Source organism: Enterococcus sp. CR-Ec1, from assembly GCF_002850555.1.
Taxonomy (GTDB): Bacteria; Bacillota; Bacilli; order Lactobacillales; family Enterococcaceae; genus Enterococcus_D; species Enterococcus_D entomosocium.
In genome coordinates, this window is the sequence record NZ_CP025223.1 from 3,336,425 (window position 1) to 3,356,915 (window position 20,491).

Consider the following 20,491-nt stretch of genomic DNA (forward strand, 5'->3'; position numbering starts at 1 on the left):
TAAAAAGATTCTAGGGCTAATTTATATGCCAGCTGCAGGATTCGAACCTGTGACCTACGCGTTACGAGTGCGTTGCTCTACCAACTGAGCTAAGCTGGCGTTGTATGGCACAAAGAAAATTATATGCAAAAACGGTTGTTTTGTAAAGAGGTCTGCTGAAAAAAATCTACTTACTGAAATTTTCCGAAAATTGTGATATAATAGAAGTATCAAGGAGGTTTTTACATGGCAACATTTGGTAAATTCGAAACAACAATTGTCCCGTCACAAGAAGGTTCAACGTTTGAGGTCGCTACTCCTGTCATGTTCACGTTCCATGGGAAGAAACAAACTGGTACCATCACAAAGCAGTTGAAAAACTCTGCGGTGGTCGAGCTGAACGAAACCCCAGAAAACCAGAAATTAGTTTCGCAAAGTAATGGTGTATTGATCATCAATTACAAACAATTAACCAAACTATAACCCGTTTAATGCAAGGAGAAAATCAGTTGATTTTCTCCTTTTTTCATTGTCTGATTTTATGAAAAGCTAAAAAAAGCCATGGATAACCGATCGAACCGTTTTGGCAGTCGATCTTCTTCCATGGCATCATTGACGAGGCAAAACTTGAAGCAGTTGCCTTTGTCTTATTTGTATTGATTTATTTTGTACCGAATAGACGGTCACCGGCATCGCCCAAACCAGGAACGATATAGCCGTGTTCATTTAGGCGTTCATCAAGATTTGCAGTGTAGATATCAACATCTGGATGGGCATCTTGCAATGCTTTCACGCCTTCTGGTGCAGCAACTAAGCAGACGAATTTCATGTTTGAAGCGCCGCGTTTTTTCAGTGCGTCGATCGCCATGATCGCTGAACCGCCCGTAGCTAACATTGGGTCAACGATAAATAATTGACGTTCATCGATATCTTCAGGTAATTTTACGAAGTATTCGTGTGGTTCTAGCGTTTCTTCATCACGGTACATCCCGATATGACCAACTTTTGCGGCTGGGATCAATTCAAGGATACCATCAACCATGCCTAGACCTGCGCGCAGGATCGGAATGATCGCTACCTTTTTACCAGATAGTGTTTTTTGTGTTGATTCTTCAATTGGTGTTTCAATCACTAGATCTTCAAGCGGCATGTCGCGAGACACTTCATACGCCATCAACATTGCGATTTCATTAACAACTTCACGGAAAACCTTTGTTCCACAGTTCTTGTCGCGGATCATTGTTAATTTGTGTTGGATCAGCGGGTGATCGATTACTTGAAATTTACCCATTTAAAAAAATCTCCTTTGGTTTTTCTCTTATTTTAAAGCAAATCGGCTCTTGTTACAACCATCTGCCACAGGCAATACTGCTTTTCCTCAAAAAAAGGATTGTGTTAGAAGGAAGGAGACAAGACGGCATGTAACACGCCTCTACGTTCATTCTAGCCCCTTTTTCACTTTTGGTGATCAAAGGAGCTGGAGCGTAGGAAAAACGCGTGAGACGTCTTGTCTGACCTTAACTTCTGTCACAGTCCCAATTTATTTGTTTTTGTAAAGTGGATAGTTGTCCGTCAATTCTTTGACTTGCGTCGCTACTTCTGCCAAGACGGCTTCATCATTTGGTTTTTCTAAAACTTTGACGATCAATTTCGCCACTTCGACACAATCTTCTTCTTTAAAGCCACGACTAGTGATCGCTGGTGTCCCCACGCGAATCCCACTCGTTTTGAAAGGACTTAATGATTCGAAAGGAATAGAGTTTTTATTGACGGTGATATTGACTTGATCCAGCAATGCTTCTGCTTCTTTTCCGTTCAAATCAAAGCCACGCACATCGATCAATAATAGGTGATTGTCTGTTGCACCAGAGACCAACCGGGCTTGTGGTGCTTGGTTGAAGACTTTCGCCATTGCTTGCGCATTGCGAATGACTTGTTCAGAGTACTCTTTGAACGACGCATCTTGTGCTTCTTTAAATGCAACAGCTTTCGCTGCAATCACGTGCTCTAATGGGCCGCCTTGAATACCAGGGAAAACGGCACTATTGATTTTTTTCGCTAAATCTTCATCATTTGTTAAAATCAAGCCGCCTCGAGGGCCGCGTAATGTTTTATGGGTCGTAGAAGTCGTGATGTCCGCATAAGGAACTGGGTTTGGATGAAGACCAGCCGCTACTAAACCAGCGATATGCGCCATATCCACCATCAATTTTGCGCCAACTTCATCAGCGATTTCACGGAACTTCGCAAAATCGATCGTACGTGAGTAAGCACTGGCACCGGCAACGATCAGTTTCGGTTGATGCTTGCGCGCCAAAATACGAACGACATTGTAGTCAATGACTTCTGTTGCAGGATCAACACCATAACTAACAAAATTATAGGTCTTGCCGCTGAAATTCACTGGTGAGCCATGGGTCAAATGACCGCCTGCGGAAAGATCCATCCCTAATACTGTATCGCCTGTTTCGATCAACGCTAAATAAGCTGCTGTGTTGGCTTGAGAACCAGAATGCGGTTGAACATTGGCATATGCCGCACCGAAAATACTTTTCGCCCGTTCAATTGCTAAGTTTTCTACCACATCAACAAATTCACAGCCGCCATAGTAACGACGACCTGGATAACCTTCAGCGTATTTATTTGTCAAAATACTACCTTGCGCAGCCATTACACCTTCTGAAACGATATTTTCAGACGCAATCAATTCCAAATTGTTTTGTTGACGATTCGTTTCTTTTTCGATCGCTTGCCACAATTCGGGATCAAACGTTTGATAATCCATGCTTACAACACCCCTTTACCTTAATGGTAGCATTGTATCACATTTCTTCATAAGCTACCTATAATGAATTCTGGTTTTTTGCTAATTTTCTTGAAAGAAACTTTGATTTGCAGCTTTTTTCAACCGATTCATATAAGCAGCCCCTAAGCCGCTTTCTGGAAACGTGGGTGCGAATAAGACATCTAGCTCAGCAATCGATTCATCTAACGCCCGTAACCCCGCAAACAGCCCTTTTGTCGCAGCTTCCACACTGTCATCAAAAAATAAATAGATGGCTGCAGCTTCGAAGCGGACCTGCTCGGCGATCGTCGGTCCAGCTAAAACACCTACCTTAAGCTGCTGTTCTCTCGCCCAAGCCATGGCTGCCGACCAATCTTGGTCATTGACCATCATGACATTGGTATTCGGTGCATAGTGCTTGTATTTCATGCCTGGCGCTTTGGGTGCTTCACTTTCTGTTACTAAATGCTGATCGACGAGGACTTTTGTTTGTAAGACTGCTTCAAGCTGTTCTTTAGAGATTGCACCAGGGCGTAAGATGATCGGCGGTGCCGTTGGGTCACTCAAATCTAAGACCGTTGATTCGACACCGATCTGTGTCACCCCATCGTCCAAGATGCCAGCGATTTTGCCTGCCAGATCATGCTGAACATGCGCAGCTGATGTTGGGCTTGGTTTACCAGATGTATTTGCGCTAGGACCAACCAATGGCTGTTGGGCTTGTTTGATCAACGCTAACGTCTTGGTGTTGTTGGGCATCCGAAACGCCGCTGTGGATAAGCCGCCAGTAACGATGCTAGGTAAGCTGTCTTTTTTGATCGAAAAGATCAAGGTTAGGGGCCCAGGCCAGAAAGTTTCCATCAATTTATCAGCAAAAGGATGCTTGTTATCCACAAACGGTTCCAACTGCTCTGGCTCGGCAATATGAACGATCAAAGGGTTGTCACTAGGTCGTCCTTTGACTTGATACACTTGCGCAACAGCTTTTGGCAAAAGCGCGCTAGCCCCTAGTCCATAGACAGTTTCCGTCGGGAACGCCACTAATCCCCCCTCAGCTAAGATAGCTGCTGCTTCGTTTAACTGTGATTGATCAAAAATTTTTGTTTCCACAATTTATCCACATCCTTTTTTGAGAAGTTTCCACACTTATCAACATTTTCTCGTTTCTTATCCACATTTTGTGGATAAGTCGTTTGTCAAGTGTGGATAACCTTGTTTATAACTCCATTTATTCCCAAATTGTTCATTTCATAAGGTTTTTGCACTTTTTCTGTAGCAAAAAAAAATTATTTATCCACATCTTGTGGATGACTGACGAACACCATCCGATCTTGACCCGCAAGATCTTTTACTACGGTAACTTCTTTGTTGGAAAAAGCGGCTGCAAAAAGCTGTTGAACAGCTTGTCCTTGCTGGAAGCCGATTTCCAGCGCCATTTGCCCACTTGGTGCCAAACACTTCGGTGCTTGCTGTGCTAATTGCTTATAGATCGCCAATCCTTGTTCTTGAGCAAAAAGCGCCATTTTAGGCTCTTTTTCCCGTACACTGATATCCATCAGCGGCCACTCTTCAGCGCTGATATACGGCGGGTTGGAAACGATCAGATCCCATTGCTGATCTGCCACAGGCTCCAAGGTATCTCCTTGGAAAAAGCGGATCTCTGCACCTAAGGCTGTCGCATTTTCTTTAGCAACGGCTAACGCCTCTGCTGAAAGATCCACGGCACTTACCGACCACTGGGGACGTGCCAATTTTAAGGCAATGGCGATCGCTCCTGTACCCGTGCCAATGTCAACGACTCGTAGCGGCTGATCTGCTGGTAGTTTTGCCAGACAGTTTTCCACCAGCTCTTCGGTTTCTGGACGCGGGATCAAGGTTGCAGGGGTCACTTTTAAGCGATGACCATAAAATTCTTCATACCCCAATAAATATTGCGGGGGTTCATGCTGTAGCAACTGTTCAAGATCTGCTGCGATCTGTGCCTCATCTTCCCTTAGGATGGGTTGGTCCATCTGCAGCAGCCAATCGAGTTGCTGCCAGTTTTTTCGCTGTAAAAACAGGTATTGGATCGCATACCCGTCCAGTCCTTTCGTTTCTAAAAAAGAAGAAGCCCGTGAAAGGACTTCTCGATAGGTTTTAGCCATTTTGCATCTCATCTAATTTTGATGTTTGATCGTAAACGATCAGTGCATCAACAATTTCATCGAGTTTTCCAGCTAAAATTTGATCCAATTTTTGAATAGTCAACCCGATACGGTGATCTGTTACGCGGTTTTGCGGGAAGTTATAGGTCCGGATCCGTTCAGAACGATCGCCGGTACCCACTGCTGATTTACGGTTTGCATCGTATTCGCTTTGTGCTTCTTGCTGCATTTGGTCATAGACCCGTGCCCGCAAGACTTTCATCGCTTTCTCACGGTTTTTCAGCTGTGAACGCTCATCTTGCATCGCAACAGCGATCCCTGTTGGCAAGTGAGTCAAACGAACAGCAGAAGCTGTTTTGTTAACGTGCTGACCACCGGCACCAGAGGCATGGTAAATATCGGTACGAATATCTTTGTCTGCGATATCGATTTCGACTTCTTCTGCTTCAGGCATAACCACGACCGTTGCCGTAGACGTATGGATTCGGCCTTGTGATTCGGTAGACGGTACCCTTTGCACTCGGTGGGCGCCGCTCTCATATTTCAATTTTGAAAAGACGTTGTCGCCAGTGATCATCATGATGACTTCTTTGTAGCCGCCGATCCCAGTGACGTTGGCATCCATGACTTCGACTTTCCAGCCTTGGTTTTCCGCATATTTTTGATACATATTGAAAAGATCGCCAGCAAATAAGGCTGCTTCGTCGCCGCCTGCTGCACCACGGATCTCCATGATGATGTTTTTGTCATCATTCGGGTCTTTTGGCAACAACAAAATCTTGATGCGTTCTTCTAAAACGTCTTTTTCTTTTTTCAAGTCAGAGAGTTCTTCTTTGGCCATCTCAGCCATTTCTGCATCTAGGTTTTCCCCAAGCATTTCTTCAGTGTCCTTGATTCCTTCAACGACTTCTTTGTAACGGCGGTAGACTTCCACCGTTTCCCGTGTATTGGCTTCTTCTTTTGAAAGCTGCATGAAGCGTTTGGTGTCAGAGATCACGGCTGGATCACTTAGTAATTCGCCTAATTCTTCGTAACGGTCTTCGATTGCTTGTAACTGATCGTACATTGATTATTCTCCTTCTTTTTTCATTCCCGGGTGAAAGTAATGCTTGCGGCAAACTGGATAATACGCTTCATTGCCGCCGATTTGTACTTGATCGCCCTCGTAAACGGGTTTTCCGTCGATATAGTGCAAGTTCATGGTTGCTTTTTTATGACAGAACCAGCAGATGGTTTTCATCTCTTCGATTTTATCTGCGTAAAGCAGCAAGTATTTTGAGCCTTCAAATAATTCATTGCGGAAATCATTTTTCAAGCCAAAGGCCATTACAGGAATACCTAACTCATCCACGATTTTGGTGAAAGCCAGCACGTGATGCTTCTTTAGGAACTGTGCTTCGTCGATCAAAATACAATAAGGTTTATAACCGAGGTCTTTGATCAAATGAAATAGATCCGTTTCATCAAAAATCGGGATCGCGTCTCGCTCTAAGCCGATGCGACTCGAAACATTTCCCACGCCGCTTCTCGTGTCCAATCCACTTGTCATGATCACGACTGGTTTGTCTTGTTCTTCATAGTTGTGAGCAACTTTCAGTATCTCGATCGTTTTCCCACTATTCATTGCGCCATATTTAAAAAAAAGCTGTGCCATCTCGCCCATCCTTCCTCATACTCCTTTGGTATTATACTTGAAAAAGGAGAATTTTTACAGACTTAAATTCGACACACGCCGCCTTTTACGCAAGAGTTTTACGAAAAGTTAACGGATTTTTTGCTGCCGGTACTTCTTAATCATTTCTGGCTTTTCTGGCCACTTCTGCCAATACTTGACAAGCCAGTGGATATTCTGGATTTTCATTCCCATTGATATCCGTTGCAATGATCACAAAACCGAGCTGCTGGTAGAGCTTGATTGCTGCGTGGCTCCACGTTTGCGTATGAAGATACATCGGCTCGTTGGCTGCCTCTAAGACAGAAACGACTTGCGTGACCAAGCCGCGAGCGATCCCTTGACGTTGAGCTTGCGGCATTACTGCTACCCAATGGACTAGCGGAACCGGTGTACCGTCTTGCTTGGCTTTTTTCCAAGCGGTAGCCGTGCCGACCGGTGTACCTGTTTGATCAATGGCAAAAAACATTCGCTGTCCTAGCTGTGCTTGCTCGGGCATAAATTCTTTTTCAAAATACGCCAATGCCTCTTCCTCATTGTCAAACTCTCCGACGGATGTTTCGATCCGTGCCCAGTGCCTTTCGTCTCCTGCTTGGTAGCTGCGTAGCGAATAGTTATCGGATTGAATGGGCTGGATCGGTGTGCTTTTGTGTGCTCGCTTCATCCAGATTTCTGCATATGGAATTGATTTATCTAACATTGGTTGTGCCTCTCTTTCATTGGTTTCGTCCTTGTTCAACGGTTTCTTTGGGATTCAATCACGTAATTTCTTTACTAGAAAAATTTCTGTTAGCTGATTTTGCGTATGGGCGATTCTCCCGATTTCTTCATAGCCCACTCGCTGATAAAAATCTGGTGCTTGGAAATCAAAAGTCGCCGTCTGGCAATTTTCACAGCCAAATGCTTTCAACTGCTGTTCAAGATCCGTAAGAATCTGCTTGCCATACCCTTTTCCCCGCTCGGATGCTTTGACCCACAGGGTGTCAAGATAGCCGATATGATACATCGAGGCGTAGGCAATGCCACCAGCAATCACCACACCCTCTTTTTTGATTACACTGCTAAAGTTCTGATAGGTCTCTGTTTGTGTAAATGGTTTTTGATGCTTTGTGTATGCTGTTAATGCTGTTTCTAACGCAGCCAATTCTTGGTCTGTTCCTTGTTCAATGATTCGCGCCATATTCAATCACTCCTTCTTGTTTCTTGATAATCTGCGATGATCTGATCGACCGTTTCTGCTATCGTTAGGCCTTCTTTGATCAGTCTTTCCTCTGAAGATCCTTTTGGGAAAAGCAAGTCTCGCTCAAGCCACCATTTACGCATCGCTTCCTCGGATAAATAGTCTCGCTGCATTCGGGTCTGATGTCTTTTGACCGTTTCCTCGAAAGAAAGATCAAAATAATAAACTACCTTTTTTTGGGGAAAGAGTTTCATTAGAAAGTCGAGAAAGTCTTGGTATTTTTCACGAGAATAAATCCCCTCAACAAGTATCATCGGCACTTTCCCCTTCGCATATAGGACAGCTTCTTTCATCAAACCGCTGGCTAAATTATTAGGGGTATCTTTGACACAAAAAATTTCTCGCCGAAAAACATCTTGTGAAATCAGCACTGCCTCTTCCCCAAAAACGTGCTGAACAGCTTTGGCAATAGTGGTTTTTCCGCTGCCAGAATTCCCCCGTAGTAAAATTAACATGCTTTCCATGGGCGGTTCCTTTCTTCGTTAGTAAGTTATCTAAGCATATCTCTTGTTTTTCTCTACTAGAAGCATACCATAGAAGCAAAGGAGGAATACCTATGAAAGATACGGCAATTTTTGCTGGTGGTTGTTTTTGGTGCATGGTGAAGCCTTTTGATTCACAGCCAGGCATCCTCAAAGTGGTTTCGGGCTTTACTGGCGGCCATGTCCCTAACCCAACCTACCAACAAGTAACGACAGGTACCACCGGTCACACCGAAGCAGTTGAAATCACCTTTGATCCTGAAGTCATCTCTTATGAAGAATTAGTTGCCATCTATTGGCAGCAGACAGACCCCACGGATGCGTTTGGTCAGTTTGCCGACCGTGGTGATTCCTATCGTCCAGTGATTTTTTACAATAGTGAAGAACAAAAAGCGATTGCGGAAAAATCAAAGGCGCAGTTGCAAGCTAGCGGCCGCTTTGACCGTCCGATCGTAACGAAGATCGAACCAGCAGAACCTTTTTATCCTGCAGAAGATTATCATCAAGATTTTTACAAAAAAAATGCAGCCCATTACAATGCTTATAGCGAAGGCTCCGGTCGAGCCGGCTTTATTCGCCAAAACTGGGCTTAACATTTTGGAGAACGTTCCTTACAATTCATCACTAACAGCCGATCTGCCTCGTCAGCAGATCGGCTGTTTTCTGTTTTTTCCCAAAAAGGAAATTGACAGTCAGGGCATTTTCGCGCTACACTGATTAGAAAATTCTGACGATTATAAAGGAGTGTTTGTTTGATGTTAGCTAATGAAGTCCGTCCAGGTCCAAACCGTTATATTACGGGCGATGGGGTCTTAACTGATTTGCCGGAGTATTTACGAGAGTTCCAAGAGGTAGCAGTAATTACTGGGGAGCAGTCATTCGATGTGTTTTCGAACTATTACCCTCATTCATTTGACTACCCGATCTACCGCTACGATGGATCATCGAGTTATGAAAATGCGCAAACCTTAGCTGAAGCGATCCAGCAAGCAGATGCCGTGGTGGCAATCGGCGGCGGCAAGGTCGCTGATACAGCAAAAATCACCGCCCAAACCCTTGGCGCAGAGCTGATCGTGATCCCTACATTGGTTTCCAACTGTGCGCCCTTTACCCCGGTGATCGTCGCCTATTACCCCGATCATACGATTTGTAAAATCGACTATGCCAAAAAAGGTGCCTACATGACGATCGTCGACACCCGTTTTTTACTAGCCACACCTGTTGATTACTTTATCGCAGGGATCGCTGATACCTTAGCCAAATATTATGAAATGGAAGCCATCGTCCGCAACATGGCAGAAGACGACAAGACTGCCTTAGTACGGCTAGGTTTCCAAAGCGCTCTTTTGATCAAAAACTTGCTGATTGCCGATGCGATCCAAGCTGTCAAAGACCTAGAAGCTGGGCAGCTGACACCCGCCTTTGCCCGCATCACCGACGCGATCATTGCTTTGGCAGGCGAAGTTGGCGGTTTTGCAGTAGAGTTTGGCCGCACGTCCGGTGCGCATGCGCTGCATGACGGCTTGTCTTATTTGAATGAGACCCATAGTGTCTTGCACGGCAATAAAGTCGCCTACTGCATTTGGGTCCAGCTTGCCTATACCAATGATTTTGATGTGATTGAAGAATTACGGCCGTTTTACGAAGCTTTGCACTTGCCGATGAAGCTGAAGGATCTCCACGTGACACGCCTTGATCGGGATTACTTCGCCTCGGTTCTGACCTATGCTGTCAAGGAAGAAGAAACCTTTATTTTGATTGATCCTGCGATCACACCCGAAAAAGTCTATCAGGCGATCGAAGCAGTAGAGGCGCTGTAAACCGTACAAATTGCTAAACAACTTTATATCAATAAAAAACTGTTTCCCTAATGCATTTCGGAAACAGTTTTTTTATTTGATCAAACTGACACGCAGTAGCAATCCTGGCTGCGCATGTTCTTAGCGGGCAACAGCAACTGACGCATTGCCCATCACTGCACGGCTTCACCCAGCAACCCGTTTTCTAAGCAGTATTGATAAATACCTTCCTCGGCTACGTGACCAATCACTTCGTCAGCGATCGCTTTTAACTCATCCGAAGCATTGGCCATTGCTAGACCCCGACCAACTGCCTCCAGCATCTCAATGTCATTGTTGCCATCCTCAAAGGCAATGGCTTCGGATTTATCCAAGCCATAGTAAGCCAGCATTTTGGCAATGCCGCTTCCTTTCCCGCTGCTGGCTGGAATAATATCGACTGCCCGATCCCACCAGGCGGTGATTTTCGCCTCTGTAGTATTTGCCATCACTTTGGCGTAGTCTTCTTTCCCTGAACCTAACATCACTTGGAAAATGTCTTGCTGTTGGATCAACTCTTCAAAATCTTCTGCCACGATCACTTCTTGATGAGCAAAGGAAAAATACTCAACTAAATCAGCATCTTTGCCATTGGCAACGGTACGATCCTTCGTTGCGATTGCTACTGGACGCTTGAGCGCCGTCGCATTTTCTATGATTTGCTGAACATCTTTTTTAGGAATAGGGTTTTGGTGGATCCCCTCGGCTTGATTAAAACAATACGATCCGTTAAAGGTCAAAAACGCATCGAAGGTCACGCCTTCAAATTGCGGCAACGCGATGGGACTTCTGCCAGTCGCAATGCACAACAGGATCCCTTGCTTCTTCAAGGTTTTTAATGTGGCTAACATTCTTTCAGAGATTTGCTTTTTGTTCATGTCGATCAGTGTGCCATCAACATCAAAAAAAATAATTTTCACGTTCTTCATGATCTTCCCCATTTCCGTCTCGATTTTCAAAAAATTGATGCGCTTTTCTCTCTATTGTTCCGTGCGGATCGTCGCTGTTATCTTTTATTTCTTTTATCTTCTCATAAATTGCCAGCGTTTTCTTCTGAAATCGTGAAAATTGATCGGAATACTTACCTATTTTTAAGAATCTTAAAGAACGCCTAGACTATCGGGAACAGCTGATCCAATGTGACTAATACTCCATCCTCATCATTTGAGGGACAGACAGCGGTGGCAACGGCTTTGACGTTTTCTGGCGCATTGTCCATCGCATAGCCTCTCTGGCAATAGGCTAACATTTCCAAATCATTGCCGCCATCGCCAAAAGCGACACATTGCTCAGGAGTGATCCCCCATCGCTCTACCAAGCGTGCCAATCCTGATGCTTTGTGGCAGTTAGGCACGATCAGATCCACGGAACCATGCCCACTGCCTGTTGGCACTAGCAAACCAGCTAGTTCTTTTTGAAATAGTTCCGAATAATAGGCCGTTTTTTCGACAGGAACGGTTGGGGCAAATTTCAGGATCGTGTCCTCTACTTGGGCAAAGTCATCGACCCATTGCAATTTGTGGTAATACTTATTTGTTAATTCAAAAAAAGCATCACTGACCGTTCCCCGTTCACAATAAGCACTATTGAGCCCACACATTACATTTTTAACTTCGGAGTATTTTTTACATAAATCTAAGGTTGCGAAAACCGTTTCTCGGGGAATGTCCGCTGCAAAAAGCACTGTTTCTTTGTCTTTGACAAGTGCTCCGTTTTCTGCAACAAAACTCAGCTCGTGATCATAGCCGGGAAATTGAGCCCGCAACTGGTAATACTGATTGCCGCTGGCAACGACAAACTGACAGCCGACTGCTTTCATGCGGGCCAACACGACCTTGAAGCGGGGAACATCATACGTATAATCCGTGCGCATAAAGGTTCCATCCATATCGACAGCTACTAACTTGATATCATAAGGGTTGGCATTCATCTACTTCTCTCCATTCTGGCTTTCTTTATTAAAGAAAGCGTTTTTCTCACATTATTATTTTAACATGTATATACAACTTCCGCATCCTTTTTCTTGCTAAAAAATCGATTGAAGGGATAGTGCCTCTCAAAAAAGAGACTACTGCTTTACACCATTCAATCGTGCCTACCTTTTCAAAAATCCTTACAATGATTGAAGATCATTCAAAGGCAGACCATCGCTGCCAAACACAAGGATTGATTGGCGGCTCCTTTGCCCGAATGAAAAGAATCACTCCAGAAACGTTTCCTTGCGCAATTTCTGCCCCACATAAATTCTATCCTGCTTTCTTTCAAATCTACTTGGTTCTTTGGTATACTGGGGATAGTTTAATTAGTGAGGGGTTTTTGTTATGAACTTTACCCGCTTTGCTCGCTTGACGCAGCGCAGGAGCAAGACGTTTATTTCCCAGAATGTATCTTCAATCCAAGTGATTGTTTTTTATTATATCGTGATGACGGTGGTCTCTTTGGGGCTTTTTTCACTTCCCTTCTTTCGGGAACCGGGCTCTCATGTCGCGTTTATCGATCTGTTCTTTATGGCGGTCAGCACGGTCAGTGTCACAGGGTTGACTACCTTCCCGATCAATGACGTATTTAACGACCGCGGGGTCATTTTATTGGAAGTCCTCTTTCAAGTTGGTGGTTTAGGGATCATGATGATCTCGACCTTTTTTGCGATCGTTTCACGGCGCAAAATCAGTTTAAAGCAACGCCAATTGATCATGACAGATATGAACCAGCCAAAGCTTAGCGGGATCGTTCGGATGATTCGAACGACGTTTACCATCATTTTAGTTTGTCAGTTGGTAGCAGGTACGATCTTCGCTGTTTATTTTCATCTTTACGGGTATTATGACAATTGGCGTGACGCGATCTTTTATGGGTTTTATCAAGCGATCTCTGCTGTGACCAACTCAGGGTTTGATGTGACGGGCAATTCCATCTTGCCGTTTTCCCATGATTATTTCTTCCTGACGTGTATCATGATTTTGATTTTTATCGGGGGGATCGGATTTCCAGTGATCATGGACTTTCGGGAATGGGTCCTTTTTAAAATGAAAAAACAACGCCGCCGCTTGCCGTTTCGCTTTTCTTTATTCACAAAAATTGCTGTTTTGGCTTTCGTGATCCTCTTTGTCGGCGGTACATTAGCGATCTTTTTCCTTGAGAAAGATTATTTATTCAAAGATTACAGCTTTAGTGGTATGTGGATGAACAGCATGTTTTATTCCATGACAACGCGGAATGCTGGCCTGCAGATCCATGACTTAGGCAACTTCCAAACCACGACGTTGATCGTTTTCTCCTTGCTGATGTTTATTGGTTGTAGTCCCAGCTCTGTTGGTGGGGGGATTCGGACGACGACCATTGCCATCATTGGGCTGTACCTCTATGCCTTCTTGAAAAGTGAGGACAATATCAATATCTTCGGTCGCCGGATCGATCAAGATGACGTCCGTAAATCAGTGGTGGTCTTCATGCTTTCGATGGGCATGTGCTTCTTTTGTGTCTTATTCTTGACCGCCATCGAGGATATCCCTTTGATCGCCATCATTGTTGAAGTTTCCTCGGCCTTTGGAACCACAGGGCTTTCTTTAGGAATCACGGGCGATTTATCAACCATCGGCAAACTCGTGATTGCTCTTTTGATGTTTATCGGCCGTGTCGGTATGCTGTACACCTTGATGTTATTCGTACCAAAAGAAACACGTGACTTAGGCTACGAGTACCCAACGGAAAAAATCATTATCGGTTAAAGCAGCAGCAAACCTGGCAGAAGGTTTGCTGTTTTGCTTTTCAAGCCTTTGATCATCGCAAGTAAAAGAGCCATTTATCAGAATGGTCTTTGTAGAAATTTAAAGAATCGCAAAAGCAATTTAACCTTTTTCTTGGTATATGGTATGATAAATTGAATTTGCACAACGAAAGCATTCGCTCTAATGGAGGGTTACATTATGGGAATACGAAGTCATCTGGCTGTTTCAGTCGGTAAGACCTCTCAATGGGTATTAAAGAACTTTTTCAAAGGTGGCTCAAGCCTGCCTGGTAAATTAGCATTAAAAGTTGATCCACATATATTAGATCATTTGGCGAAAGATTACCAAGTCGTCGTGATCACAGGCACCAACGGCAAAACATTGACGACTGCCTTGACTGTCAATATTTTGCGCCAAGAATTTGATGAAGTATTAACGAACCCCACCGGCGCCAATATGGTCCAAGGGATCGTTTCAACCTTTCTATCGGCACGCCCTAAAAAAGGCAAAAAATTTGCGGTTTTAGAAATCGATGAAGCCAGTCTCAGCAAAGTAACGAAGTACATCAAACCGGAATTGTTCGTTTTCACCAATATTTTCCGCGATCAAATGGACCGTTATGGCGAGATCTATACGACCTATAAAATGATCGTTGAAGGTGCCGCAAACTCACCGGAAGCAACGATCCTCTGCAATGGGGATTCGCCACTGTTCAATTCGGTGGCAACTGTCAATCCGCGGAAATACTATGGATTTGATCATTTGCCAGATGAAGAGCAGATGGCCCATTACAATACGGATGGCGTGTTGTGTCCTGAGTGTCATCACATTTTGCATTATAAAATGATCACCTATGCCAATCTTGGGAAATACTACTGCCCAAATTGCGGCTTCCATCGACCAGAATTGGATTATAAACTGACGGAAATGACTGCAATGGACAACACCTCTGCTGCTTTTGTGATCGATGGCAATGACTATCGCATCGAAGTTGGTGGGATGTACAATGTCTACAATGCGCTGGCGGCAACTGCGGTTGCGGAATATTATGGCGTAGCACCTGCAAAAATCAAATCTGGTTTGGCCTATGACGAAAAAGTCTTTGGCCGCCAAGAAGTGATCCGCATCGGGGACAAAGAATGTACGTTAGTTTTAGTTAAAAACCCTGTTGGTTTGAACCAAGTCATCGATATGATCAGCCTGTCGCCCTATCCTTTCTCACTAGTCAGCTTGTTGAATGCCAACTACGCAGATGGGATCGACGTCAGCTGGATTTGGGATGGCGACCATGAAGCGTTTGCCGATATGGGGATTCCTCAAGTGGTCGCTGGTGGTGATCGTCACAAAGATATGGCGTTGCGGTTAAAAGTTGCGGGGATCCCTGAAGAGAAAATCATTGAAACCCCTGAACTTGATGACGTCATCAAGCAAATTGCAGACTTACCAACAGAAAAAGTCTATATTTTAGCGACTTACACTGCAGTCCTGCAGCTACGCAAAAAGCTTGCGGAAAAAGGCTATATCAAAGGAGGAATGAGTCGTGACTAAGTATCAACTGAATGTTGCCCACTTGTATGGAAATCTTTTGAATACTTACGGCGATAACGGCAATCTCTTGATGTTGCGCTACGTGGCCGAAAAACTAGGCGTGACCTTCAACGCAGAAGTCGTCAGCATTCACGAGCCCTTCGATCCTGAAAAATATGATCTCGTCTTCTTCGGTGGCGGACAAGATTTTGAACAAGTGATCGTTTCACAAGATATCCAATCAAAAAAAGAAGCCCTGACCAGCTATATCGAAAATGATGGCGTGATGCTGGCAATTTGCGGCGGCTATCAATTGCTGGGTCATTACTACATCGGTGCCAACGGCGAGAAAATCAAGGGGATCGGTGCCTTGGATCATTACACCTTAAGCCAAGAAAACAACCGTTTCATCGGTGACATCGTGATCCACAATGAAGAATTCGATGAGACCTATTATGGCTTTGAAAACCATAATGGCCGTACTTTCTTAGGTAAAGGGGAAAAACCATTGGGGAAAGTCATCCAAGGACAAGGAAACAATGGCGAAGACCAAACCGAAGGCGTGGTTTACCGCAATGTGTTCGGCTCTTACTTCCACGGACCGCTTCTCGCAAGAAATGAGCATTTGGCAGAGCGCTTGATCCGCACCGCCCTTGCCAATCGTTATGGCAACGTCGAAATTTAAATACACGTACTTAGCAAACAAACCTGTTTTTCGCAGGTTTGTTTTTTTATGGGAAATTTCCCCGCAGTTGCTACCTTTTCTCTTTGTTTGCTTCTACGTTCCTATGCCACCTCGCTTTATTGTAACCGCTATCTTTCTTTTCTATACTGAGGTTGTAGTAAAAATTGAAAGGAGATGTTAAGAAATTATGATGGAAAAAGTTCAGCGGTTTGGCGGTGCGATGTTTACCCCGGTCCTCTTGTTTTCATTTTCGGGGATCATGGTCGCGCTGTGTATTATCTTTAAAAATCCGATGCTTGTGGGGAGCATCGCCACTGAAGGCTCTACTTGGTTCAACATTTGGACGATTATTGAAAACGGTGCATGGACGGTCTTCAACCAAATGGAATTACTATTTGTTATTGGATTACCGATCGGTCTCGCAAAAAAAGCCAATGCGCGAGCGGCAATGGAAGCCTTTGTCGTCTATATTACTTGTAATTATTTTATTTCTGGCATGATCGAATACTTTGGTCACTTCTTCGGTGTCAACTTTGCAGCTGATCCCGGCGGTGAGAGTGGCTTGAAAATGATCGCCGGCATCAAAACATTAGATACTGGTATTATCGGAGCAATTTTTATTTCGGCGATCGTCGTCTATCTTCACAACAAGTTTTTCGATACGAAGCTGCCTGATTTTCTCGGAATCTTCCAAGGCTCTTCCTTTGTCGTGATCCTTGGATTCTTTTTGATGTTGCCAGTCGCTTTCTTGATTGCATTGATTTGGCCGAAAGTCCAAGCTGGCATTGGGTCCATGCAAGGGTTTCTAGCAAGTGCTGGGGTCTTTGGGGTCTGGCTCTATACTTTCTTAGAGCGAATATTGATCCCCACAGGTCTCCATCATTTCGTGTATACCCCCTTTGTTTTTGGTCCTGCTGTCGTCGAAGAAGGAATCTCCAAATACTGGATGGCACATTTACAAGAATTTGCCCAATCCACCAGACCATTGAAAGAGCTTTTCCCTGAAGGGGGCTTTGCTTTACATGGCAATTCTAAGATCTTTGCTGCACCGGGGATCGCTGCTGCTTTTTATTTCACAGCCAAGCCTGAGAATAAAAAGAAAGTCTTAGCGATTTTGATCCCTGCCACTTTAACTGCCGTTTTAGCTGGTATCACTGAGCCATTGGAATTTACCTTCCTCTTTATCTCACCACCCCTCTTTGCGGTGCACGCTGTTTTAGCAGCGACCATGGCGGCAACGATGTTTGCCTTCGGGGTCGTTGGAGATATGGGGGGCGGCTTGATCGATCTGTTAGCGAAGGTCTGGATTCCGCTATTTCAAAATCATCGCAGTATGATCTTCACGCAGTTGGTGATTGGGTTAGCCTTTACTGCGCTTTATTTCCTTGTTTTCCGCTTCTTGATCCTCAAATTTAAGTTAGCCACACCAGGACGGGAAGAAAACAATAGCGAAGTCAAACTATACACCAAAAAAGATTACAAAGAAAAACAAGCCAACACTGGAACTCCAGTGATTGCTGGTGCCAATCGCTACACCGAACAAGCCGCAGTCTACTTAGAAGGGTTTGGCGGTCGCGACAACATTGATAAAGTCACTAATTGTGCTACTCGCCTAAGAATCACCGTTAAAGATCAAGACCAAGTGCTGCCAGATGACATCTTTAAAAGTGCTGGTGCCCATGGTGTTGTTCGCAACGGCAACGCCTTCCAAGTGATCGTTGGTCTGGATGTGCCACAAGTGAGAGAACAATTCGAAAAATTATTAGCTGTATCAGACTAAGGAGGAAACAAAAATGAAAAAATTTTCAATCGTGATCGCTGGAGGCGGCAGTACCTTTACCCCTGGAATCGTCTTGATGCTTTTAGAACACTTGGATCGTTTCCCGATTCGCCAAATCAAGTTTTACGACAATTTGGAAGAACGACAAGAAAAAGTGGCACAAGCTTGCGAGATTTTATTGAAAGAACGCGCACCCGAAATCAGCTTTTTAGCAACCACTGATCCCGAAACCGCGTTTCAGGATGTCGATTTTGTGATGGCGCATATCCGAGTTGGCTTGTATGCGATGCGCGAAAAGGATGAAAAAATCCCTTTGAAATATGGTGTGGTCGGCCAAGAAACTTGTGGTCCTGGCGGGATCGCTTATGGGATGCGTTCTATCGGCGGTGTATTGGAGTTAGTCGATTATATGGAAAAATATTCCCCTGATGCGTGGATGTTGAATTATTCCAATCCTGCAGCGATCGTCGCAGAAGCGACTCGTAAATTGCGCCCTGATGCTAAGATCATTAATATTTGTGATATGCCAGTGGGAATCGAAGAACGGATGGCGCAAGCGATCGGTTTAGCTTCTCGCAAAGAATTGGTCGTTCGCTATTATGGCTTGAATCATTTTGGCTGGTGGACAGATATACGAGACAAAGCTGGCAATGACTTGCTGCCGCAGATCCAAGCGCATGTAGCAAAATACGGCTATTCATTGCCAGAAGAAATCGAAGCGAGCCAACATGCTGATGCCAGCTGGATGCACACCTTTGCCAAAGCAAAAGAAGTGTACGAGGTTGATCCATCCACTTTGCCAAATACCTACTTGAAGTATTACTTTTTCCCTCAAGATGAAGTGGCGCACACCAACCCATCTTTTACACGGGCAAATGAAGTCATGGCTGGCCGCGAAAAACACGTCTTTGGTGAATGCCAACGCATCGTAGAGAACCAGACAGCGACTGACACCACGCTTGAAGTGGATGAACACGCCAGCTACATTGTTGACCTTGCACGAGCGATTGCTTATAACACGCAAGAACGAATGCTGTTGATCGTGCCTAACGAAGGAGCGATCGTCAACTTTGATGAACAGGCAATGGTGGAAGTGCCTTGTATCGTCGGCAGTAACGGGGCAGAACCAATCACACAAGGCAAGATCCCTCGCTTCCAAAAAGGATTGATGGAACAACAAGTCGCCGTAGAAAAATTAGTCGTGGAAGCTTGGGCAGAGGGTTCTTACCAGAAGCTGTGGCAAGCACTGATTCTTTCAAAAGTGGTCCCAAATGCCCGTGTAGCCAAAGAATTACTCGATGAATTGATCGAAGCAAATCAAGCCTTTTGGCCAGAATTACACTAGCCAGCGTTCTTCGCCTCCCCTCCTGGCTTTTCAGCTATACTTAATCAATAAGGAGGGGTTTTTGTGAAATTACAGTATTTGATTCAACAGCACCAAGCAGAGTTAAGTGAACTTGATCGTGGCATTCTGAACTATATTCTTTCCCACGGCGATACCGTTCTATCTATGGGGATCGTCGAGCTATCCGAGCAGGTTCACGTCTCAAAGTCATCTATTTTACGGTTGACGAAAAAACTTGGTTTTTCTGGCTATTCCGAGTTCAAATATTTTCTACGGCATCAGCAAGAACAGGCAACAACGATTTCGCAGCAAAAAACGATTTTTGAAAAGCAACAAGAGGATATTTTCGCCACCCTAAACTATGTAAAAACAGTAGACTTAGCTGCCCTCAACCGCTTGTTTGACCGCAGCAAAACCATCTACTGCTACCCAACTGGGTTCTCCCAAAAGAAAGCACTGGAGGAGTTTTCCAAAATGATGCTTTCTATGGAAAAACGAGTGATCGTATTGCCGAACAAAACGGAATTTGATATGGTCATGCCGATGATCACTGCCGAAGATTGTGTGATCATCGCCTCACTCAGCGGCGAAACAGAAAACGTCAAAGAGAATCTGACGACTTTTGCGATTCGTCAGATTCCCGTTTTGACATTGAGTGCGCCAGGAGATAATTATTTTGCTCGCCATTCAACGTTTCACCTGACCTATTATTGCGATTTTTTTCAAATCGGTCGCAAGAAAATCCCTAGCCAGTCTTTGATCGGACTGAGCTGCTTGATTGATTATTTGATCCGTTCCTACGGACTATTCACTTTACAGGAGGGCAACCATGACTAAACGAAAATGGGCGTTTCCATTGATTTTACTGAGTTATTGGCTTTTGATCGCCGGTGCTTACTATCTTTATCTTTCCTTGACTGCCTTCAACCATGGGATGACCTTTGCCCAGTACCTCAACTCGCAACCGTTAGCCGCTTTAGGGGTCTTGTTAAGTAGTCTCCTTTTGCTGCAAGGGGCTTGCCTGTACTTTATTCAACGGTTTTCCATGAGTAAAAAAGGCCTTTTGGGACAGTATTTATTCCTGATCTTCTTCCAACAGTTGCTGACAGCGAATGTCATCGGCGCAGGACTCGTCTTTTTTACAAGAAGAAGTCTTTCGAGTCAGGAGGAAACCGCAACTTGGGGCGAAAAGAGTTTTACCTATGGGGCATTAGCATTCATTCTTTTATTGAGTTTATTCTTTTTCCTCCTTGTTCGATCAGCGATTTAACTTCCCCAAAAAGAAA

Annotated in this window: 21 protein-coding genes and 1 tRNA gene; 10 read left to right on the forward strand and 12 right to left on the reverse strand. The window is 44.5% G+C overall.

The genetic code is table 11. The annotated features are described in order from the left end of the window. Positions 1–26: 26 nt before the first annotated feature. Positions 27–99, reverse strand: a tRNA-Thr gene (locus tag CXM95_RS15940). Between the two features lie 126 nt (positions 100–225). On the opposite strand from CXM95_RS15940, the gene CXM95_RS15945 reads away from it, so the two are divergent. Next, on the forward strand, positions 226–462 hold the full coding sequence (locus CXM95_RS15945; protein WP_005227896.1) for a hypothetical protein: 237 nt from the start codon (positions 226–228) through the stop codon (positions 460–462). 178 nt (positions 463–640) lie between these two features. Here the strand turns inward: CXM95_RS15945 and upp are convergent, their stop codons facing one another. The 9 genes from upp to CXM95_RS15995 form a co-directional block, all read right to left on the reverse strand. Continuing rightward, entirely contained in the window at positions 641–1,270 is a 630-nt protein-coding gene (gene upp / locus CXM95_RS15950; RefSeq protein ID WP_005227894.1) for a uracil phosphoribosyltransferase, read from the reverse strand. Positions 1,271–1,519: 249 nt separating this feature from the next. Further along, positions 1,520–2,764 (reverse strand): serine hydroxymethyltransferase, encoded by a 1,245-nt coding sequence (glyA, locus tag CXM95_RS15960; RefSeq protein WP_005233585.1) that lies wholly within the window; start codon positions 2,762–2,764, stop codon positions 1,520–1,522. Between the two features lie 81 nt (positions 2,765–2,845). Then, positions 2,846–3,874 carry an L-threonylcarbamoyladenylate synthase gene (locus tag CXM95_RS15965; protein WP_086298302.1) on the reverse strand — a complete coding sequence of 343 codons (1,029 nt, stop codon included), beginning with the start codon at positions 3,872–3,874 and terminating at the stop codon, positions 2,846–2,848. Positions 3,875–4,050: 176 nt separating this feature from the next. Next, complete coding sequence (gene prmC / locus CXM95_RS15970) at positions 4,051–4,908, reverse strand: peptide chain release factor N(5)-glutamine methyltransferase (RefSeq protein WP_016621930.1); 858 nt, start codon at positions 4,906–4,908, stop codon at positions 4,051–4,053. Continuing rightward, positions 4,901–5,974 (reverse strand): peptide chain release factor 1, encoded by a 1,074-nt coding sequence (gene prfA / locus CXM95_RS15975; protein ID WP_005227884.1) that lies wholly within the window; start codon positions 5,972–5,974, stop codon positions 4,901–4,903. The genes prmC and prfA overlap by 8 nt, the downstream gene beginning before the upstream one ends. Positions 5,975–5,977: 3 nt before the next feature. Then, positions 5,978–6,562, reverse strand: a complete 585-nt coding sequence (locus tag CXM95_RS15980; protein ID WP_005227882.1) for a thymidine kinase — start codon at positions 6,560–6,562, stop codon at positions 5,978–5,980. Between the two features lie 136 nt (positions 6,563–6,698). Then, positions 6,699–7,280, reverse strand: coding sequence for a GNAT family N-acetyltransferase (locus CXM95_RS15985; protein WP_042890675.1), 582 nt, complete (start codon positions 7,278–7,280; stop codon positions 6,699–6,701). A gap of 54 nt (positions 7,281–7,334) precedes the next feature. Beyond that, complete coding sequence (locus CXM95_RS15990) at positions 7,335–7,760, reverse strand: GNAT family N-acetyltransferase (RefSeq protein ID WP_005233566.1); 426 nt, start codon at positions 7,758–7,760, stop codon at positions 7,335–7,337. A 2-nt stretch (positions 7,761–7,762) separates the two neighbouring features. Beyond that, positions 7,763–8,284, reverse strand: a complete 522-nt coding sequence (locus tag CXM95_RS15995; RefSeq protein ID WP_101699425.1) for an AAA family ATPase — start codon at positions 8,282–8,284, stop codon at positions 7,763–7,765. Between the two features lie 92 nt (positions 8,285–8,376). On the opposite strand from CXM95_RS15995, the gene msrA reads away from it, so the two are divergent. Next, complete coding sequence (gene msrA, locus CXM95_RS16000) at positions 8,377–8,895, forward strand: peptide-methionine (S)-S-oxide reductase MsrA (RefSeq protein WP_016609916.1); 519 nt, start codon at positions 8,377–8,379, stop codon at positions 8,893–8,895. Between the two features lie 162 nt (positions 8,896–9,057). Beyond that, complete coding sequence (locus tag CXM95_RS16005; RefSeq protein ID WP_005233563.1) at positions 9,058–10,122, forward strand: iron-containing alcohol dehydrogenase family protein; 1,065 nt, start codon at positions 9,058–9,060, stop codon at positions 10,120–10,122. A gap of 152 nt (positions 10,123–10,274) precedes the next feature. Here CXM95_RS16005 and CXM95_RS16010 read toward each other — a convergent pair whose 3' ends face one another. Together CXM95_RS16010 and CXM95_RS16020 are read right to left on the reverse strand one after the other, a co-directional pair. Continuing rightward, positions 10,275–11,069 carry an HAD family hydrolase gene (locus CXM95_RS16010; protein WP_324847116.1) on the reverse strand — a complete coding sequence of 265 codons (795 nt, stop codon included), beginning with the start codon at positions 11,067–11,069 and terminating at the stop codon, positions 10,275–10,277. A 182-nt stretch (positions 11,070–11,251) separates the two neighbouring features. After that, positions 11,252–12,070 (reverse strand): Cof-type HAD-IIB family hydrolase, encoded by an 819-nt coding sequence (locus tag CXM95_RS16020; protein WP_016621934.1) that lies wholly within the window; start codon positions 12,068–12,070, stop codon positions 11,252–11,254. Between the two features lie 391 nt (positions 12,071–12,461). On the opposite strand from CXM95_RS16020, the gene CXM95_RS16030 reads away from it, so the two are divergent. The 7 genes from CXM95_RS16030 (at position 12,462) to CXM95_RS16060 (ending at position 20,475) form a co-directional block, all read left to right on the forward strand. After that, a complete protein-coding gene (locus CXM95_RS16030) occupies positions 12,462–13,868 on the forward strand; it encodes a TrkH family potassium uptake protein (RefSeq protein ID WP_008379338.1) in 1,407 nt (468 codons plus the stop codon). 198 nt (positions 13,869–14,066) lie between these two features. Continuing rightward, a complete protein-coding gene (locus CXM95_RS16035; protein ID WP_042890677.1) occupies positions 14,067–15,416 on the forward strand; it encodes a Mur ligase family protein in 1,350 nt (449 codons plus the stop codon). Beyond that, on the forward strand, positions 15,409–16,080 hold the full coding sequence (locus tag CXM95_RS16040) for a type 1 glutamine amidotransferase (RefSeq protein WP_005233555.1): 672 nt from the start codon (positions 15,409–15,411) through the stop codon (positions 16,078–16,080). Before CXM95_RS16035 ends, CXM95_RS16040 begins: the two co-directional genes overlap by 8 nt. Before the next feature lie 187 nt (positions 16,081–16,267). Beyond that, positions 16,268–17,860: an alpha-glucoside-specific PTS transporter subunit IIBC gene (locus CXM95_RS16045; protein ID WP_016621936.1), complete on the forward strand. Its 1,593-nt coding sequence runs from the start codon at positions 16,268–16,270 to the stop codon at positions 17,858–17,860. 13 nt (positions 17,861–17,873) lie between these two features. Beyond that, positions 17,874–19,205, forward strand: a complete 1,332-nt coding sequence (locus tag CXM95_RS16050; protein WP_008379332.1) for a 6-phospho-alpha-glucosidase — start codon at positions 17,874–17,876, stop codon at positions 19,203–19,205. A 63-nt stretch (positions 19,206–19,268) separates the two neighbouring features. Continuing rightward, positions 19,269–20,042: a MurR/RpiR family transcriptional regulator gene (locus tag CXM95_RS16055; RefSeq protein WP_016621937.1), complete on the forward strand. Its 774-nt coding sequence runs from the start codon at positions 19,269–19,271 to the stop codon at positions 20,040–20,042. After that, positions 20,035–20,475, forward strand: a complete 441-nt coding sequence (locus tag CXM95_RS16060; protein WP_016621938.1) for a hypothetical protein — start codon at positions 20,035–20,037, stop codon at positions 20,473–20,475. The genes CXM95_RS16055 and CXM95_RS16060 overlap by 8 nt, the downstream gene beginning before the upstream one ends. Positions 20,476–20,491 lie beyond the last annotated feature (16 nt).

What these genes read in the sequence shown, in the direction of transcription:
- CXM95_RS15980 (WP_005227882.1), bottom strand. Translation starts at nt 6,562, where the DNA reads ATGGCACAGCTTTTTTTTAAATATGGCGCAATGAATAGTGGGAAAACG.
- CXM95_RS16045 (WP_016621936.1), top strand. Translation starts at nt 16,268, where the DNA reads ATGATGGAAAAAGTTCAGCGGTTTGGCGGTGCGATGTTTACCCCGGTC.
- CXM95_RS15995 (WP_101699425.1), bottom strand. Translation starts at nt 8,284, where the DNA reads ATGGAAAGCATGTTAATTTTACTACGGGGGAATTCTGGCAGCGGAAAA.
- prmC (WP_016621930.1), bottom strand. Translation starts at nt 4,908, where the DNA reads ATGGCTAAAACCTATCGAGAAGTCCTTTCACGGGCTTCTTCTTTTTTA.
- CXM95_RS16010 (WP_324847116.1), bottom strand. Translation starts at nt 11,069, where the DNA reads ATGAAGAACGTGAAAATTATTTTTTTTGATGTTGATGGCACACTGATC.
- CXM95_RS16020 (WP_016621934.1), bottom strand. Translation starts at nt 12,070, where the DNA reads ATGAATGCCAACCCTTATGATATCAAGTTAGTAGCTGTCGATATGGAT.
- CXM95_RS16005 (WP_005233563.1), top strand. Translation starts at nt 9,058, where the DNA reads ATGTTAGCTAATGAAGTCCGTCCAGGTCCAAACCGTTATATTACGGGC.
- CXM95_RS15985 (WP_042890675.1), bottom strand. Translation starts at nt 7,280, where the DNA reads ATGTTAGATAAATCAATTCCATATGCAGAAATCTGGATGAAGCGAGCA.
- prfA (WP_005227884.1), bottom strand. Translation starts at nt 5,974, where the DNA reads ATGTACGATCAGTTACAAGCAATCGAAGACCGTTACGAAGAATTAGGC.
- CXM95_RS16035 (WP_042890677.1), top strand. Translation starts at nt 14,067, where the DNA reads ATGGGAATACGAAGTCATCTGGCTGTTTCAGTCGGTAAGACCTCTCAA.
- glyA (WP_005233585.1), bottom strand. Translation starts at nt 2,764, where the DNA reads ATGGATTATCAAACGTTTGATCCCGAATTGTGGCAAGCGATCGAAAAA.
- upp (WP_005227894.1), bottom strand. Translation starts at nt 1,270, where the DNA reads ATGGGTAAATTTCAAGTAATCGATCACCCGCTGATCCAACACAAATTA.
- msrA (WP_016609916.1), top strand. Translation starts at nt 8,377, where the DNA reads ATGAAAGATACGGCAATTTTTGCTGGTGGTTGTTTTTGGTGCATGGTG.
- CXM95_RS16030 (WP_008379338.1), top strand. Translation starts at nt 12,462, where the DNA reads ATGAACTTTACCCGCTTTGCTCGCTTGACGCAGCGCAGGAGCAAGACG.
- CXM95_RS16060 (WP_016621938.1), top strand. Translation starts at nt 20,035, where the DNA reads ATGACTAAACGAAAATGGGCGTTTCCATTGATTTTACTGAGTTATTGG.
- CXM95_RS16050 (WP_008379332.1), top strand. Translation starts at nt 17,874, where the DNA reads ATGAAAAAATTTTCAATCGTGATCGCTGGAGGCGGCAGTACCTTTACC.
- CXM95_RS15945 (WP_005227896.1), top strand. Translation starts at nt 226, where the DNA reads ATGGCAACATTTGGTAAATTCGAAACAACAATTGTCCCGTCACAAGAA.
- CXM95_RS15990 (WP_005233566.1), bottom strand. Translation starts at nt 7,760, where the DNA reads ATGGCGCGAATCATTGAACAAGGAACAGACCAAGAATTGGCTGCGTTA.